The organism is Streptomyces sp. NPDC051173 (assembly GCF_040689515.1).
In the GTDB taxonomy this organism is placed as follows: domain Bacteria; phylum Actinomycetota; class Actinomycetes; order Streptomycetales; family Streptomycetaceae; genus Streptomyces.
In genome coordinates this window covers 93,053-109,367 of the sequence record NZ_JBFBBD010000003.1, presented here as the reverse complement: position 1 = coordinate 109,367, position 16,315 = coordinate 93,053, and the positions used below count along the sequence as shown (strand labels likewise).

The 16,315-nt window shown below is 72.6% G+C and carries 15 protein-coding genes and 1 pseudogene; 10 read left to right on the top strand and 6 right to left on the bottom strand.

Annotation, left to right across the window (positions count from 1 at the left end; all coding sequences use genetic code 11):
* Positions 1 to 101: 101 nt before the first annotated feature.
* Positions 102 to 653 carry a universal stress protein gene (locus AB0435_RS03325; RefSeq protein WP_366426082.1) on the top strand — a complete coding sequence of 184 codons (552 nt, stop codon included), beginning with the start codon at positions 102 to 104 and terminating at the stop codon, positions 651 to 653.
* Positions 654 to 659: 6 nt separating this feature from the next.
* Here AB0435_RS03325 and AB0435_RS03320 read toward each other — a convergent pair whose 3' ends face one another.
* Complete coding sequence (locus tag AB0435_RS03320; protein ID WP_366426081.1) at positions 660 to 950, bottom strand: hypothetical protein; 291 nt, start codon at positions 948 to 950, stop codon at positions 660 to 662.
* Between the two features lie 139 nt (positions 951 to 1,089).
* Here AB0435_RS03320 and AB0435_RS03315 point away from each other — a divergent pair, with 139 nt between their 5' ends.
* Positions 1,090 to 2,169, top strand: a complete 1,080-nt coding sequence (locus AB0435_RS03315) for a polyprenyl synthetase family protein (protein ID WP_366426080.1) — start codon at positions 1,090 to 1,092, stop codon at positions 2,167 to 2,169.
* 77 nt (positions 2,170 to 2,246) lie between these two features.
* On the opposite strand, the gene AB0435_RS03310 is transcribed toward AB0435_RS03315, so the two are convergent.
* A complete protein-coding gene (locus AB0435_RS03310; RefSeq protein ID WP_366426079.1) occupies positions 2,247 to 3,053 on the bottom strand; it encodes a PIG-L family deacetylase in 807 nt (268 codons plus the stop codon).
* Positions 3,054 to 3,187: 134 nt separating this feature from the next.
* Between AB0435_RS03310 and AB0435_RS03305 the strand changes: the two genes are divergently transcribed.
* Positions 3,188 to 3,829: a pentapeptide repeat-containing protein gene (locus tag AB0435_RS03305; protein WP_366002437.1), complete on the top strand. Its 642-nt coding sequence runs from the start codon at positions 3,188 to 3,190 to the stop codon at positions 3,827 to 3,829.
* Positions 3,830 to 3,874: 45 nt separating this feature from the next.
* On the opposite strand, the gene AB0435_RS03300 is transcribed toward AB0435_RS03305, so the two are convergent.
* Complete coding sequence (locus tag AB0435_RS03300) at positions 3,875 to 4,345, bottom strand: hypothetical protein (protein ID WP_366002438.1); 471 nt, start codon at positions 4,343 to 4,345, stop codon at positions 3,875 to 3,877.
* 142 nt (positions 4,346 to 4,487) lie between these two features.
* Here AB0435_RS03300 and AB0435_RS03295 point away from each other — a divergent pair, with 142 nt between their 5' ends.
* The gene (locus AB0435_RS03295; RefSeq protein WP_366002439.1) at positions 4,488 to 4,946 is read left to right on the top strand and encodes a MarR family transcriptional regulator; all 459 of its coding nucleotides are present in this window, start codon (positions 4,488 to 4,490) and stop codon (positions 4,944 to 4,946) included.
* A 481-nt stretch (positions 4,947 to 5,427) separates the two neighbouring features.
* Here AB0435_RS03295 and AB0435_RS03290 read toward each other — a convergent pair whose 3' ends face one another.
* On the bottom strand, positions 5,428 to 6,840 hold the full coding sequence (locus AB0435_RS03290; RefSeq protein ID WP_366426078.1) for a prolyl oligopeptidase family serine peptidase: 1,413 nt from the start codon (positions 6,838 to 6,840) through the stop codon (positions 5,428 to 5,430).
* Positions 6,841 to 6,881: 41 nt separating this feature from the next.
* The gene (locus AB0435_RS03285; protein ID WP_366002441.1) at positions 6,882 to 7,445 is read right to left on the bottom strand and encodes a helix-turn-helix domain-containing protein; all 564 of its coding nucleotides are present in this window, start codon (positions 7,443 to 7,445) and stop codon (positions 6,882 to 6,884) included.
* Positions 7,446 to 7,729: 284 nt separating this feature from the next.
* On the opposite strand from AB0435_RS03285, the gene AB0435_RS03280 reads away from it, so the two are divergent.
* A complete protein-coding gene (locus tag AB0435_RS03280; RefSeq protein WP_366002442.1) occupies positions 7,730 to 8,485 on the top strand; it encodes a dienelactone hydrolase family protein in 756 nt (251 codons plus the stop codon).
* Positions 8,486 to 8,511: 26 nt separating this feature from the next.
* Here AB0435_RS03280 and AB0435_RS03275 read toward each other — a convergent pair whose 3' ends face one another.
* Complete coding sequence (locus AB0435_RS03275) at positions 8,512 to 9,111, bottom strand: TetR/AcrR family transcriptional regulator (RefSeq protein WP_366002443.1); 600 nt, start codon at positions 9,109 to 9,111, stop codon at positions 8,512 to 8,514.
* Positions 9,112 to 9,245: 134 nt separating this feature from the next.
* On the opposite strand from AB0435_RS03275, the pseudogene AB0435_RS03270 reads away from it, so the two are divergent.
* From AB0435_RS03270 to AB0435_RS03250, 5 genes and pseudogenes are all read left to right on the top strand, one after another.
* Positions 9,246 to 9,449 (top strand): annotated as a pseudogene (locus tag AB0435_RS03270) (alpha/beta hydrolase); the annotation flags it as partial.
* A gap of 234 nt (positions 9,450 to 9,683) precedes the next feature.
* On the top strand, positions 9,684 to 10,634 hold the full coding sequence (locus AB0435_RS03265) for a cyclase family protein (protein WP_366426120.1): 951 nt from the start codon (positions 9,684 to 9,686) through the stop codon (positions 10,632 to 10,634).
* 154 nt (positions 10,635 to 10,788) lie between these two features.
* A complete protein-coding gene (locus tag AB0435_RS03260; RefSeq protein ID WP_366426077.1) occupies positions 10,789 to 13,608 on the top strand; it encodes a SpoIIE family protein phosphatase in 2,820 nt (939 codons plus the stop codon).
* Between the two features lie 83 nt (positions 13,609 to 13,691).
* Positions 13,692 to 15,230: a sugar ABC transporter ATP-binding protein gene (locus AB0435_RS03255; RefSeq protein WP_366002446.1), complete on the top strand. Its 1,539-nt coding sequence runs from the start codon at positions 13,692 to 13,694 to the stop codon at positions 15,228 to 15,230.
* Complete coding sequence (locus AB0435_RS03250; protein WP_366002447.1) at positions 15,227 to 16,255, top strand: ABC transporter permease; 1,029 nt, start codon at positions 15,227 to 15,229, stop codon at positions 16,253 to 16,255. Before AB0435_RS03255 ends, AB0435_RS03250 begins: the two co-directional genes overlap by 4 nt.
* Positions 16,256 to 16,315 lie beyond the last annotated feature (60 nt).

Sequence of the window (16,315 nt, the reverse complement as noted above, 5' to 3'; positions counted from 1 at the left end):
CCGCCCGATTTATCAGCCTTTAGGTCGATACGGGGAAGGGTGCGCTCTTCCTAGGGTCGGTGGCATTGACGTACAGCGAATTCTTCGGAGAGGCGGAAGAGATGTCTCAGATGGTGAAGCGCGTCGTCGTCGGCGTGGACGGTTCGGCGGGCAGCGTCGCCGCCCTCAAGCAGGGCGCGCAGGAGGCGGCCCGGCACGGCGCGGCCCTGTGTCCGGTACTGGCCTGGACGCCGCCGGGTGGGGAGGCGGCGGACGCCATGTACCCCGCGCCGTCCGACATCCGCGCGCACTGGGAGACCGAGGCCCGCCACACCCTCACGAAGACGTGCGAGAGGGCACTCGGCGCGGCGCCGTTCAGTCTGAACGTGGCCCCCAGGGTCATCCGTGCGGAGCCGGGACCGGCACTGGTCGCCAGCGCCCGCCACACCACGGACATGCTGGTGCTCGGGGCCGGCGACCATGGCCTGTGGCACCGCTTCCTGCACGGTTCGGTCAGCCGCCACTGCCTCAGGCACGCCCACGGCCCCGTCATGGTCGTCCACCCCGACGAGACGGAGGTGGCAGAGGCCCGCGGGAAAGCGAGAGCCCCACGGCGGCACCCTCCGGTCGTGGTGCCGGTGAACCCGCTGGATGTCTGGGACCGGAAGGGCTGATCCTGCTCAGCACAGAGGGCCGCGCCCGTCGACCGTGCGGGTCGGTGGGCCGAGGAAGACCTCAGGTGAGTTGGGTCCGTACGAGACGTTGAACGTTTCGAGCCGGTACCCCCACGGCCCGTTCTGGTCGCCGAACCGGTAGTTGATCTGCCACCGATGCCACTCCCCCGGCGCGAGCCGGACCTTCGGCGGGCGGCTTCTGCGCCGCGGCACGCTGAACAACGGCGTCTCGGGCGGCCCCACCAGCAGCAGCCCGTCGACCTCGCGGAGATCGAATCGATTGTGCTGGATGCTCACCGTCTTCGCGTCATGCGGATCGGCTCCGGCGTGCGCAAGGCCGAGTTGGCACGCCCGGCGGACCCGGGGAGGCGCCCTGCCGGGGCCCGGCCGGCTCACACGTACATTGGCCACACACCCGTGAGCTCGAAAGGTCTTCATGAATTCCTCGGCAGCCGCCGCCACCGAAGAGCGTCTCGCCGCGCACCGGCGCCGCTTCGACACCGCCTTCGCGGCGTACTTCACGCGTCTGGCGGCGACATTCGACGCCCCGCCGCAGGGCCGCTTCACGCCCCGATGCCTGGAGCTGCTGAGGGATTTGTCCCTGCGCGGCGGCAAGCGGCTGCGCGTGGTGCTGCTGTACGAGGCCGCCCGGCTGGTGACCACCGAGGACGTACCCGGCCTGGCGGAGGCCGCGCTCAGCGTCGAACTGCTGCAGACGCACGGGCTCGTCCACGACGACATCGTCGACGACTCGCCCGTACGGCGCGGCGGACCCTCCACGTACTACGCCTACCGCCACGCCTTCCCCGACCACGAGCGCACCGCGCTGGGCCTGGCCGTTCTCGCCGGTGACCTCGCCGCGTTCCTGTCGCTGCGGGTGCTGCTGGAGGCGGACGTCCCCGCCCCGCTGCGGCAGGCCATGCTGGAGGTGCAGACCCGCGCGGCCACGGACGCGGTCGCCGGCCAGATCCTCGACCTGGAGCGGGACTTCGAGGACCTGCCGGGCGAAGAGCTGCTGCACGCCGTCACGGAGTACAAGTCCACCCGGTACTCCATCCTCGCCCCGCTGCGCCTCGGGCTCCTCACCGCGGGCGAGGACCTCGGACCCCACGACGCGCGCCTGCGCCGGTACGCCACCCTGGTCGGCATCTGCGGGCAGCTGCGCGACGACTACCTCGACCTCTTCGGCGACGACGACGCCCTGGACAAACCCCCGGGCGGCGACCTGCGCGCGGGCCGCCGCACCTATGCCCTCCGCGCCGTCCTCGAACAGGCCGACGCCGCCGACCGGGCTGTCGTGGAAACCGCCCTCGGCACTGCCTGCACGCCCGAAACCGTCGAACGCGTACGGGACATCGCCCGCCGCCAGGGCACCGACGCCCGGCTCCGCGCCGACCTGAACCGCTACGCAGAGCGCGCCGCCGCCGAGGCGTCCGGCTGGGGCGAGTGGTGGCGGGAGGAGGCGGTGAGGCTGTTCACGCACCTGCCGCTGCGTATCGCCCGGGGAGTCGAGTGACGCGGGGACGACCGCTTCGACACCCGCCCGGGTCAACGCAGGCCAGCGATGCGAAGGTTGCCCACCGGCAGCCCGTCCTACGGGGCCCCGAAGTGGCCCCCGCCTAGGGGTTTCTCGCCGCACGGGGAGATGGTCAATTCCGTCAGCGCCGAAGGCACAGCGGCGGGGTTGCAGCGGATGTACCACTCCGTGGCGAGCAACCGCTCCCGTGCGTCCGGCGGAAGACCGGCGATCAGCCCCGGTAGCGCTCCCCGCTCCACCTCGGAGCGGTGCGCCAGCACCGCGGCGATCTTCTGTTCCGCCCAGGGGCCGACATCGACGATCGCGGCGACCTGCTCGTCCGGAACGCTGTACACCGCTCTGCGCACGCCGAACACATCTCTCAGCGCCGGCACGGCGGAGTGCGGATGCGTGGCCAGATAGAGGGCATGCGGCTGCCAGGGGGCGCCGGCATCCGGGTACAGCTGCGCGAGCCCGGCCGCTTGGGCGGCGAGCATGGTCACCCGATGGGTGTGCACGTGATCCGGGTGACCGGACAACCCGCCGTAGGCGTCATGGGTGACCACGATGTCCGGGCGGAATTCACGGATGTGGGCCACCACCCGCCGTACCGCCTCGTCGAACGGCGCATCGCAGAACCGCACGCACCCCGGGGCCGACCGCGGTGCGCGCGCGTCGGCGTAGCCGAGCATCCGTGGCTCGCCGGCGCCCAGGATCCGCAGCGCCTCGGCCAACTCCGCGGCCCGCTGGGTGTCCGCGGCCCAGGTCGCCGTCACCACCGCGGTACGCGCACCCGCGGCCGCGTGACGGGCGAGCACTCCGCCCGCCGACAACGACTCGTCGTCCGGGTGAGCGAAAACCGCGAGCAGGCTCGGCACGGGCATGGACGGTCCGCCTTCCGGGACGAAGGAAGCCCGATCGTACGTCACCCGGAGCGGCGCGCTGCGGGCCCGTTGCCTGTCGGAGGGCAGGCGGGCCAGGTGGGCCGTCCGGCACCGCACAGTGTTGAATGCACCGCATGACGATCCGACCAGCCCGCGCGAACATCGACCCTGTCTCCGCGGAGCCGCCGATACCCGACGGCGAGCGCGTGATCCGGGATGAGGACTGGTACGGACACGACCTGTCGGGCCGGACGTACGCCCATTACTCCTTCCTCGACACCGACTGGACCGAGGTCGTGAACGAGGGGGCGGTCTTCGACGGTTGCACGTTTTCCGGGGTGCGTTTCAATGCCTCCCGGCACACCGGTGCGGCGTTCACCAACTGCGTCTTCCGTCGCTGCACCTTTTTCGACACCTCCTTCACCAACTGCAAACTCGTCGGAAGTCTCTTCCAGCAGTCGACTTTCACCCTTTTCCAGGTGACCGGGGGTGACTGGTCCTTCGTGGGCCTGCCCGGCGCGGACCTTCGCAAGGCCGCTTTCGAGGGTGTGCGGATGAGGGAGGCCGACCTCACCGCCGCGCGGCTGGAAGGGGCGACCCTGATGGCCACGGACCTGTCCGGGGCGATGCTCCACAGCTCCCGGCTCGCGGGCGCCGACCTGCGGGGCAGCGACCTGTCCGCCCTGGACCCGCTGACCGTGGAGCTGGCCGGGGCCACCATCAGCCTGGAACAGGCCGCGGTCATCGCCACCGCCCTCGGCCTGAACGTGGTGTAGGGGGGCAGGACCGGCGGTCACCCGGGCCGGGCCTCCGGGCCGGGTTCAGGCCCCCGTCGTCGAGCCGGGGCGGATGATCATCAGGACCGTGACCACGGCCCAGGCCAGCGAGAACATGCCGGTGACCATCGCCAGGCGCGGCAGCGCCGCCCTGGCGGTCGCGAGCGCGCTCTCGTCCCGCTTGTCGAGCGCCTCCATGACGGCGTCCTGTGTGAACACGGCGAGCACCAGCAGGAACGCGGCGAGCGCCGTCAGCGCCATCGACGCGATCAGCCAGGTGTCGCCCATCACGCCCATCTGCCCGGCGGTGGCCACTCCGAAGGCCGGGACCGCGACGGAGGCGGCGGCGTAGACGCGGGTGACCCGGTGGAGCAGCCGGAGCGCGCCCAGCTCCGAGCCGCCGTCCGCGCCCAGCGCCTGCCGGGCGTAGCGGGGGAAGAGGCTCGCGGCGACCGTAGCCGGGCCTATCAGAATGAGCGCCGCCAGGACGTGCAGGCTGAGCATGAGCTTGGTCATGAGCGCGTTCGCTCCCATTGGTTTCAGTCAGACTTAAACACGTGGGACGCTAGCATCCGGATGCGGCGGCCCCGGCGGCGGGTGCGGGCGCGGCGATGACGACGGACGATCGACGGACGATACGGAAGCGGGTGGCACGGCCTTGGCCGAGGAGCAGCGACTGTCGCTGGCGCTGATGCTGATCGGTGTGGGCCGGGTCGTACGGGACGAGGCCGGCCGCTCCCTGGAGGCGCGCGGCAGCCACTCCTTGCGCCTGATGAGCGCGCTGGGGCACCTGGCGCATGAACCCGGCCTTTCCTACAGCGAGCTGGGCCGCCGCGCCGGAGTCACCGCCCAGAGCATGCAGGCCACGGTCCTCCAGCTGGAGAAGGCAGGCGCCGTCGCCCGTTCGTCTCCCGCCGGTCGAGGACGGACGGCCGTGCTCCGGGTCACCGAGGACGGCCGACGCGCGCTGGCCGAGATGCGGCAGACCTTGACCGAGCTGGAAGAACCGTTGCTGGCGGGCCTGTCGACTGCGGAACGGGCCGTTCTCGCCAAGGCGCTGGGCCAGGTGGCCGCCAACCTCCGTACGGCCGGGGGGCCGAGCGGCGAATCACCGTGAAGGCGGTGAAGCAGGCCACCACTGGTCCGCCCATCGTGAACAGGGACTGCACGGTGACAGCTGAATGGGAACACAGCGACCGGGCTGGAATCCCCCGAGCTTGTGCGGATATGTTGTACCTCTCCAGTATTGTCCGCCGGAAGTGGCAGCTGGTGTTCACAGCACCCGGAGGGAGCGGACATGCCGCATGAGGCGGAGATTCAGATAGGTGACCTTGTAAGGGTCACGGGCGGGCCGTTCGCAGAATTCAGGGGCCCTGTCGGATCCGTCGACTTCGTTCGTGGACGCGTACAGCTGACCGTCGACATCCTGGGTGACGTGAGCACCATCGACGTCCCCCGGTCGAATGTCGTGAGGATCGGCTGAACTCGCCGTTGTCGGGTCCGTCTGCGGTCGAGGTCAGTCGCCGGGGGTTCGTCAGGACTTCGGCGGGAGAGACGATCGCCGAGGAGGGCGGCAAGCCGCCCCCGTCGGAGTCGGGCTAAGGCCGCAGCACGCCCCACCACAGCGCCCATGGGACGAATCCCGCGGCCGCGAGCATCGCCGGGGTCAGCCGGAGCCAGGTGGCCGTGTCCAGGGTTCGTCGCGTCCGCCGGAGCGCGGCCGTCGCCACGCATGCCGCCACGACCACGGCGATGCCGAGCAGTTGCACCACGAGCCACCCCGCCGGGCGGCCGAACACGACCGGTTCCACGGCCGCTTCACCGAAGGCGTAGACCGACAGCGGGCACGCGACCGCTCCCACCACCGCGACCAGGCCGAGCCCGGCCAGCCGGCGGACGGGGCGCACGGCGGGGCCCTTGCGCAGGACGGCGGTCAGCGGGTAGGTGGCGAAGCCCAGGAGGAGCAGTGCGGGGGCGAGCCACGCGTAGGGGGTGCGGCTCGGGACCGGGGTGCTGGGAGCCGCCTGTGGTGGTGCGGGGGCGGCGCTGGAGGGGGGTGCGTGGCCGGCGGCGACGGCTTGTACCCAGCCGGTCATGGTCCGTACGTAGTCGGGGGTCAGCTCCCCGAGCCGCTTGCCGTGGAAGAGGGGGCCGCCGACGCGGTCGAAGCCGTCGGACGTGCGGTGGCCGTTGTGGGCGCCATCGGCGACGAAGCGGATGACGGCGTGCTCGTTGCCCGCCCGGGCGAGAGCGCGCTGGAAGACCCGGGCGCTCTCCCGGGGCGGCACCTGGTTGTCGTACTGCCCCCACAGTGCCAGCACGGGTGTCCGGCGCAGGCTTTCCAGCACCGGTACGGGATCGTGGTCCGCCGTCGGGAACAGGCCGGTCGCGTCGACGAATTGAGCCGCCGGTCCGCTGACGGTGCGCTCGAACGACCCGTTGACGTTCTGGTGCAGCAGGTGCGTGGTGAGGTTCCACGCCTGGGTCCGGAGCGGGGAGAATCCCGACCCTCCGACGGTGATGACGTAGGCGACGTCGGACGAGCGCGACGCGGCCAGCGGCGCGATCCAGCCTCCTTCGCTGAATCCCCAGATCCCGACCTGGCGGGGGTTCACGTCGGCTCGGTCGCGCAGCAGTCGCACGGCCGCGAGCGCGTCCTCGGTGAGCAGTCCGAAGTCCCGGTGCAGCGTGGAGTATTGGACGGTTCGCTTGTCGTAGACGAGGGTGGTGATCCCGGCCTGGGCGAATGCCTCGGCCTCCTGCCGGTATTCCTCCCGCGGGCCGGGCCCCGAGCCGCCGAGGAGCACGATGCCGGGGCGGGGCGCGTGGGTCCCGCCGTTCGACAGGACCGTCCCGTGGAGGACGAGACCGCCGCCGCCACGGAAGGTGACCTCCTCGTGGACGAGACCGGTGCCGGCCGCCCGCGCGGCGGGCGCGGGCAGGAGGAACACGATGGCCGCCGCCGCCAGCGCGGCGAACAGCCGTATGAGCGGTTTCGCCGAGGGCAGCACGGCGTGTGTCCCCTTTCGTTCGAAGTCGGGTGCGCTCCCGGTCAGTCGACCTCGGGGATTCCGAGCAGCCGTACCAGCACGGCGCGGGCGTCGGGCGCGGCGTCTTCCTCGGGGCGCGAGAATCGGTGGATCAGAGCGATGTATTCCTCGAGGAATTCGCGGAGTTGTTCCGGGGTGAGCCGCAGCGTGGACCGGGAGAAGATCGCCGCATCGGCCCAGGGCCCCAGGTCGTCACGTGCCTCGCCGAACCGCTGGACGCTCTCGACGAGTTCGGCGAGGCTGATGCGGTACATCTCGGTCAGGGCTTCCCGCATTTCGGGGGTCTGCCGGCTGTGCGGCGGAAACCGCCGGTCCCCCGGCACCGCCCGCCACCACCGCTCCCTCCCCTTGGCCAGCTCGGGCACCTCCTCGACGAAGCCGTGCTTGGCCATCTGGCGGAGGTGGTAGCTGACGAGTCCGGTGCTTTCGCCCAATTCGTGGGCGAGAGCGGTGGAGTTGGCCGGTCCCTTGCGCAGGCATTTCTCGATCTTCTGCCGCATGGGGTGTGCGAGTGCCCGCAGGGCGGCGACGTCGGTGATCTCCTGAGCGGGTGGTTGTTCGGCCATGGGAGCAGCGTAGGGTCTTGCAAAGGCCACTTGCAAGGGGTCTTTGCACGACCTTTCCCGCCGCGCGCCGGGTCGGCACCGAGCCGGAGTTCACCTCGTCGGCCACTACCGCGCCGACGCCGTGCGCCGAGCGGCGGCGCTCCGGACACCCGCGCCCCTGGGCCGCGTTCGGCGGGTCTAGGATCGACCGCCTGGATCACATTCCGGATCCATCCGTAGTGCCGCGTGTTTCCTCCGCGTATCCCGACCCGGTTTTCTCTGACGACAGGAAAAGGAAAGTGCAGATGACCTCCGTGCATGGCACATCCATCGACATCCCCACACCGGACGGCACCGCCGACGCCTATGTGGTGCACCCCGACGGCCCCGGCCCGTACCCCGCCGTCCTGCTTTACATGGACGCCTTCGGCCTGCGCCCGCACCTGAAGAAGATGGCCGACCGCCTGGCGTCGGCCGGTTACGTGGTCCTGGTCCCCAACGTCTTCTACCGTCACGGACGGGCGCCGGTGCTCGATCTGCCGGAATTCATCGACGTGGCGGAGCGCCCGGAGATCTTCCAGCAGCTCGGGCCGCTCTTCCAGTCCCTGACGCCGGAGGCGGCGATGCGCGATGCCGACGCCTATCTGCGCTGGCTGGCCGACTCTCCACTGGCGAAGCCCGGGCCGGTCGGCCTGACCGGCTACTGCCTGGGCGCCGGACTGGCCCTGCGTACGGCGGGCAGCCACCCCGACCGGGTGGCCGCGGCGGCCGGATTCCACGGCGGGCACCTCGCCTCCACCGCGCCGGACAGTCCGCACCTGCTCGCCGAACACATCACCGCCGAGCTGTACTTCGGGCACGCCGACCAGGACCAAGCGATGCCGCCCGAGCAGATCGACCGCCTGGACAAGGCCCTGACCGAGGCGGGCGTGCGCCACCGGTGCGAGGTCTACACCGGCGCCGACCACGGCTTCACGCAGGCCGACACCGCCTCCTACAACGCCGAGGCGGCCGAACGGCACTGGACGGCACTGCTGGACCTCTTCGGCCGCGCGCTCTGACCTGACGGGGGCGGAACCGCACCGCCCTACGGGAAGATCCGGTCCAGATGACGGGTCAGGATCCCCGCCGCCGCCTCGGCGTCGCGCTGGCCCACCAGGACGCTCGTGCCCAGGCCCGCCGACATGGCGAGCAGGCCGACCGCCTCCGTGCGCGCGTCGACACCGGGGGTGGTGAGGCCGGCCTCCTCCGCCTTCCGGAGCAGGCCGGTCACGGTGTCCTCGGCGGCGTTGGGGCTGTCGATGAACGGCTGCGCGGCGAGCGACTCGTCCGTGACGGCCAGGACGGCGTACGAGGTGTAGAGGAGGTGGAAGCGGCGGCTCTCCTCGTCGGTCGGCAGCGCGGCCATCAGCAGGGCCTCGATCACCGCGCGCGGGCCCGGGTCGTCGCCCGCGGCGCGGACCCGGGCGGCGACCCGCTCGCCGAAGCCGCGGGCCAGGTGGTGGAGTCCGTGGAGAAGCAGCTTCTCCTTGGTCTGGAAGTAGTACTGGACGAGTCGCAGGGAGACCCCCGCCTCCGCGGCCACGTCGCGCATCCCCACGGCGTGCAGTCCGCGCCGCCCGGCGACCCGGACGAGCGCCTCGGCGATCTCGGCGCGGCGTACGTCGTGGTCCACGCGCTTGGGCATCTTCGCGTCTCCGCTCGTCGGTTCCCCTGCTCGGGCCCGGTCGGGGATCTTCATGGTACGCCCGTATCACCATCATGGTACGGGCGTATCACCAAGGTCGGATGCTCCCGGAGGTGCCCACCGCGCCCGAGACCATGACCCGCCCCCAGGCCGGCGTCGGCCGCTATGTGAACGACTCCCTGCGCGACCGCTACTTCGCGGCGTGCGACGCGCTCTACGCCATGGGCGCGCCCGCGCTCGAGGAGAGGGACGTGGAGGCGAGCTTCGGAACCACGCACGTCTACCGGTACGGCCCCACGGACCCCGCCGCGCGGTCGCGCACCCCGGTCGTGCTGGTCCGGGCGCCCGCGCCGAGATCGTCTCGAACACCGGCCACGGCCCGCAGATCGACCACGCGGACGCGGTCAACGCGCGCATGCCGGGCTTCATGGACTCCGTCGACTGACCGGCCGCACGCGCGGGGCATCCCTGTCGCCGGAATGGCCGCGCCGCGGTCGACGGCCGGAGGCCCGTCGTTCAGCACCATGGATACGGGGGCCACAGCCCGTCTACCTTGGAGCGCTGAACAGCGGATGAGCAGCAACCCCACCGATGTGCCCGGCGACGGCGGGCCGCCCGTCTCCCGTCGCGAGTTCGACGCGCTCTTCGAGGCGGTCCGTACGTGGGGCCGCTGGGCGCCCGCCGACCGCGGGGCCTGGAACCGGGTGACCGCGGACCATGTCCGGCGGGCCGGCGCGCTCGTCCGGTCCGGGACGGTCGTGCCGCTCGGACGGCCGTGGGACACCGTGTCCGGCCCGGACAACAGCAAGCCCGCCTTGCATTACATGTCCGACCTGGGTGACGTCGAGGCTCCCGAGCCGTCCACCCACAAGGACTTCATCGGCGCCGACTACCACGGCAAGGGCGTCAGCCACCTCGACGCGCTCTCGCACATCGCCTACCGCGGGCAGCTCTACGGCGGCGGTACGGCGCGGGAGCTCGTCGGCGCCGGCGGTGCCCGCTTCGGTGCCGTCTCGGCGCTGGGCCCGCTGGTGACCAGGGGGGTGCTCCTCGACCTGCCCGCCGTGCTGGGGAAGCCCTGGCTGGAACCCGGGCAGGCCGTGCGCGCCGCGGACGTCCTCGCCGCGGAGGCGGCTCTCGGCGTGCGGATCGGCGAGGGCGACGCGGTGCTGCTGCGGGTGGGCCGTTTCCGCCGCCGCCGGGAGCTGGGCGCCTGGAACCCCGACGCGGCCGGTGCGGGCTTCCACGTGGACGCCATGCCCCTGCTGGCCGAGCGCGGCATCGCGCTGCTCGGCAGCGACGGCGACAACGACGTACGGCCCTCGCCGGTCGAAGGCGTGCGCTCCCCCGTCCACGCGCTCGCCGTCACGGCGATGGGGGTGCCGCTCCTGGACAACCTCGACCTCGAAGCGCTCTCGTCCGGTGCCGCCGGGGCAGGCCGTCACGCGTTCCTGCTCCTTGTGGCGCCCCTGAACATTCCGGGCGGTACGGGCTCGCCCGTCAACCCCGTGGCGGTGCTGTGACAGCCGGGCGGGCCCGCGTCACGGACCGTACCCCCTGGCCACCGTCCGCGATCGGTGCCGTTATGTCGGCAAAGTTCTAATATGGAACAACAGTGCAGCCGCTCCGACGAACGGGTGGTCATGGGCGCACGCACCGACGAGGGAAGTGGTCCGGATGGGGCTCGTGGCGGAAGGCGTCGGCCCCGCGCTCGCCCGTGAGCAGTTCTTCGGCGGCGACCCGGTGGAGGGCGCCGTGCGCGGCCCGATCCTGAACTCCTGGCAACGCTGCCGGTCGCTGGGGCTGTCACCGGACGGCTGCGAACTTCCCTACACGCAGGACCTCGATCTGGACGGCCGCCTCGTCCGCGCGGCCGGGCCCGTGCTGAACCGGCTGCAGGCGATGTTCGCGGGCAGGAACATGAACGTGTGCCTCGCCGACGAACGCGGGGCCGTACTGCAACGCCGCTTCGGCGAGGCCGACATGGCCAGACGGCTGGCCCCGATCCAGAGCGTGCCGGGATTCGTGTTCGCCGAGGAGTTCGCCGGGACCAACGGCATCGGCCTGGCGCTCGCCGAGCGGCAGTTGGTCGACATCTACGGTGCCGAGCACTTCGCCGAGCGGTCCCGGTCGAACGCCTGCTCTGCGATACCCGTCCGGGACCTGCTCAGCGGGCACATAGAGGGAGTTCTGTGTCTCGGCTATCCACGCACCGACGCGGACGCGGCGCTGGACACCGTGATCCGCAGGGCGGCCCGCGTCATCGAACGGCGGCTGCTGGAGCAGAGTTCGGTGCGGGAGCGCGCGCTGCTGCGGGCGTACCTCGACGCCCGGCGCCGCGTGCCGGACGACGGAGCGGCCCGCGACGGGCACGTGGGCGAGCTCTCCGCGAGCGGGCTGGACTGGCGTGACCAGATGATCCTCAAGGAGAAGGCCACCGAGCTGCTCTCCTCCGCCCAGCGGGCCGCCGTCGAGGTGCCCCTGCCCGGCGGCCGCCGCGTCACGCTGCTGAGCCGCCCGGTGACCAGCTCGTCCGGGGTGGAGGGGCTCGTCGTCGAGGTGATTCTCCCCTCGGCGCACCAGCGCCTCACCGTCCCGGCCGAAGCCGGCACGGCGCCCGCTCCCGCGGAGCGGCGGCCGCTCGTCGGCACCTCGCCCGGACACCTCCCCCGCCGGACCTCCACGGCGGCCCGCGCGCCCGGCGCCGCCGAGGCCGCGGCCAGCGGACTGGTGCTGGTGGGCGAGCCGGCCGTGGGGAAGTACGCCGTCGCGGCACGGCGCCGCCTGGAGCTGCTGTCCGAGGCCAGCACCCGCATCGGCACCACCCTGGACGTGAGCCGCACCGCCCGGGAACTCGCCGAGACGGCCGTCCCGGGCCTCGCCGACTTCGTGACCGTCGACCTTCCCGAAGCGGTGCTCCGCGGCGACGAGCCGACCGACCCGTGCAAGGACCTCCACCGCGCGGTGGTCCACGGTATCCGCGAGGACTGCCCCTTCTACCCCGCCGGTGAGCGGGTCGACCTCCGGCCGACCACCCCTCAGCTGCGCTGCCTCACCAGCGGGCAGACCGTACTGGAGCCCGATCTGCGGACCTCGGCCGACTGGAAGACCCAGGACCCGGCCAACGCCCAGCGCCTGCTCGCCCACAACATCCACTCCCTCATCGCCGTCCCGCTCCTCGCCCGCGGCATCGCCCTGGGCATCGCGAGCTTCTACCGCTCACGGGACCCGGCACCCTTCGGGGACGACGACCGTTCCCTGGCCCAGGAGCTCGCGACCCGCGCCGCCATCTGCGTGGACAACGCCCGCCGTTACACCCGCGAGCACGCCATGGTCCTCGCCCTGCAGCACAGCCTGCTGCCGCACGGTTTCCCCGAGCAGAACGCCGTCGAGGTGGCGCACCGCTACATGCCGGCCGAGTCCGGGGTCGGCGGCGACTGGTTCGACGTCATCCCCCTCTCCGGCACGCGCGTCGCCCTCGTCGTCGGGGACGTGGTCGGCCACGGCCTGCACGCCGCCGCGACCATGGGCCGGCTGCGCACCGCCGCGCGCAACTTCGCCGAGCTGGACCTCCCGCCGGACGAGGTGCTCACCCACCTCGACAATCTCGTCGGACGCCTCGACCGGGAGGAGTGCGGCGAGGACCCGCTCAACGGCAACACCGGGCTCATCGGCGCCACCTGCCTCTACGCCGTCTACGACCCCACCTCGCTGCGGTGCGCCATGGCCCGGGCCGGTCATCCCCCACCCGCGCTGGTGCGCCCCGACGGCACCGTCACCTTCCCCGACCTGCCCGCCGGGCCGCCCCTGGGCCTGGGCGGCCTCCCCTTCGAGACCGCCGAGTTCCCCCTCCCCGAGGGCAGCCGGCTGGTCCTCTACACCGACGGGCTCATCGAGGACCGCCACCGCGACTTCGACACGGCGCTGGAGCAGCTGCGCCGGACCCTGGCCCACCCCGACCGTTCGCCGGAGGACACCTGCCAGGCGATCCTCCGGACCGTGGTGCCCGAGCACCCCATCGACGACATCGCCCTGCTCGTCGCCCGCACCCACGCCCTGGACCCGGACCGGATCGCCACCTGGGACCTGCCCGCCGACCCGGCGCTCGTCTCCTCCGTCCGCTCCGCCGTCACCCACCGGCTGGCCGAGTGGGGGCTTGCGGAGATCGCGTTCTCCACGGAGCTGCTGCTCAGCGAGCTGGTCACCAACGCCGTCCGGTACGGCACCGGCCCCATACGGGTGCGCCTGCTCTACGACCGCGCGCTGACCTGCGAGGTCTCGGACACCAGCAGCACCGCCCCGCACCTGCGCCACGCGGCCGTCACCGACGAGGGCGGCCGCGGCCTGTTCCTCGTCGCGCGGCTCTCCCAGGCATGGGGCACCCGCTACACCGCCGACGGCAAGGTCATCTGGGCCGAGTGCGCCCTGGAGGTGCCCGGAGGCAGGTCCGGCCCCGTCGAGGCGTCCTTCGACCTCGACGACATTCCCGCGATCTGACGGCCCATCCGGCGCCACGGCCGGCCGGACCGTAACATGACGGAAATTGCACCAGCTTGTCCTGACAGGTCCTGGAGAAGTCTGTGCGCGGCACTCCTGACACCGGCCCCCTCCCGGGCCACGGCCCCGAGCCCCTCGTCCGCATCCGCGGCCTCGGCAAACGGCTCGGCGGCACACTCGCGCTGGACTCGGTCGACCTCGACATCCGCTCCGGCAGCGTCCTGGCCCTGCTCGGCCCGAACGGCGCCGGCAAGTCCACGCTCATCAAGGTGCTCGCGGGCATCCACCACGCGGACGAGGGCGAGGTGACCGTCGCCGGGCATCCGCTCGGCACCGAGGCGGCCTCCCGCGCCATGTCCTTCATCCACCAGGACCTCGGTCTCGTCGGGTGGATGACGGTCGCCGAGAACATCGCCCTGGGCACCGGGTATCCGCGCCGCGCGGGCCTGGTGTCCTGGCGGCGGACCCGGCGGCAGTGCGCCGAGGCCCTCGGCATCGTCGCCGCGCACCTCGACCCGGACGCCGTCGTCGCCGACCTCACCCGCGCCGAACGCTCGCTGGTGGCCATCGCCCGCGCCCTGAGCACGCGGGCCGGACTCATCGTGCTCGACGAGCCGACCGCCAGCCTCCCGGCGGCGGACTGCGCCCGGCTCTTCGGCGTCCTGCACACCCTGCGCGACCACGGGCGCGCCGTCGTCTTCGTCACCCACCGGCTCGACGAGGTGTACAAGGTCGCCGACACCTTCGCCGTCCTGCGCGACGGCCGCGTCGTCAGCCACGGCGCGCTCGCCGGCCACGCCCCCGCCCGGCTGGTGCACGACATCGTGGGCCACCGGCCCGCCACCCACCGGCTCGCCGCCCCCGCCACGGGACCCACCGTCCTGAGCCTCGACGGCGTACGGACCGAGCACGCCGGACCGGTCGGCCTGCGGCTGCGCGCCGGGGAGGTCCTCGGCATGGTGGGCCTCACCGGGGCCGGGCACATGGAACTGGGCCGCGCCCTCGCCGGCTCCCGGCCGCTCCTCGCCGGGCGGGCCCTGCTCGGCGGCCTGCCCTACCGGCCGGGCACGGTCGCGGCCGCCGTCGACGCGGGCGTCGGCTTCGTGACGAGCGACCGCCAGGAGGAGGGCTGCGCGGCCGAACTGACCGTACGGGAGAACTTCCTGGCCAACCCGCGGGCGGGCGGCCTGACGGGCGCGCACTGGATCAGCCCGGGGCGGGAGCGGGCCGTGGCCACCGGCCTGATCGACCGGTTCTCGGTGCGCCCCCGGGACAGCGAGGCCCCGATCGCCACCCTCTCCGGCGGGAACCAGCAGAAGGTCATGATCGGCCGGTGGCTCGGGCTGAGGCGCAGGCTGCTGATCCTCGAGGAACCCACCGCGGGCGTGGACGTCGGCGCCAAGGCGGCGATCCACGGACTGCTCCGGGACGCGCTGGCCGGAGGGCTCGCCGTCCTGCTGATCTCCACCGACTTCGAGGAGGTCGCGGGCGTGTGCCACCGGGCCCTGGTGTTCGTCCGCGGGGCCGTGACGGTGGAGCTGAGCGGCGACGGCCTCACCGTCGGCGCGCTCACCCACGCGGCCTCGGACATGACCGCCCTCACCGGGACGCCCGGGCGATGACACCGAGACCCTCGCGTGCTCTCGGGCACCTCATCGGCGCGTACGGCCTGCTCGCCCTCGCCGTCCTGCTGTTCCTGGCCTTCTCCCTCGCCCTGCCGGACACCTTCCCCACGCTGGACAACATCTCCGCCGTCCTGTCCGACCAGTCGATCCCCGCCATGCTCGCGCTCGGCGCGGTGATCCCCATCGCCGCCGGTAGGTTCGACCTGTCCATCGGCTACGGCCTCGGCCTCGCGCACGTCATGACGATGCGTCTCGTCGTCGTCGAAGGCTGGCCCTGGCCGCTCGCCTGCCTCGCCGTGGTGCTCGGCGGGGCCGCCGTCGGCGCGTTCAACGGCATCGTCGTGGAGTTCGCGCGGATCGACTCCTTCATCGCCACCCTCGGCACCGGCAGCATCATGTACGCCTTCACCGGCCGGCTCACCGGCGGAGCCCGGATCGTCCCCGGCCCGCACGGCCTCCCCGCCGCCTTCACCGACCTCTACGACTCCCGGTTCCTCGGCCTGCCCGTTTCCGCCTTCTACGTCCTCGTCCTCACCGCCGCGCTGTGGCTGCTGCTGGAACGCCTGCCGCTGGGCCGGTATCTGTACGTCATCGGGTCCAACCCCCGCGCCGCCGAACTGGTGGGCATCCCCACCCGGCGGCACGTCGTCCACGCCTTCGTCGGGTCCGGCCTGGTCGTCGGCGCCGCCGGAGTCCTGCTCGCCGCACAGCAGCAGATCGGCAACCCCAGCGTCGGCATGGACTACCTCCTGCCCGCCTTCGTCGGCGCGCTGCTCGGCTCCACCGCGATCAGACCCGGCCGGGCCAACGCTCTGGGCACGCTCGTCGCCGTCACCGTCCTCGCCATCGGGCTCGCGGGCATCGGGCAGCTCGGGGCCCGGTTCTGGGTCACCCCGCTGTTCAACGGCAGCACGCTGCTCATCGCCGTCGGCCTGGCCGGCTACGCCGCGCGCCGCCGGCTGCGCCGCCGCCGGACGGAGGGCTCCCGGGCACCCGGGTCCGCACCCGGGGCCACTCCCTGACCCGCCCGCCGCGAGGAGCTCCCGTGCACGCGAACCGCAAGGCCGCCCTGTGGGGCGCGG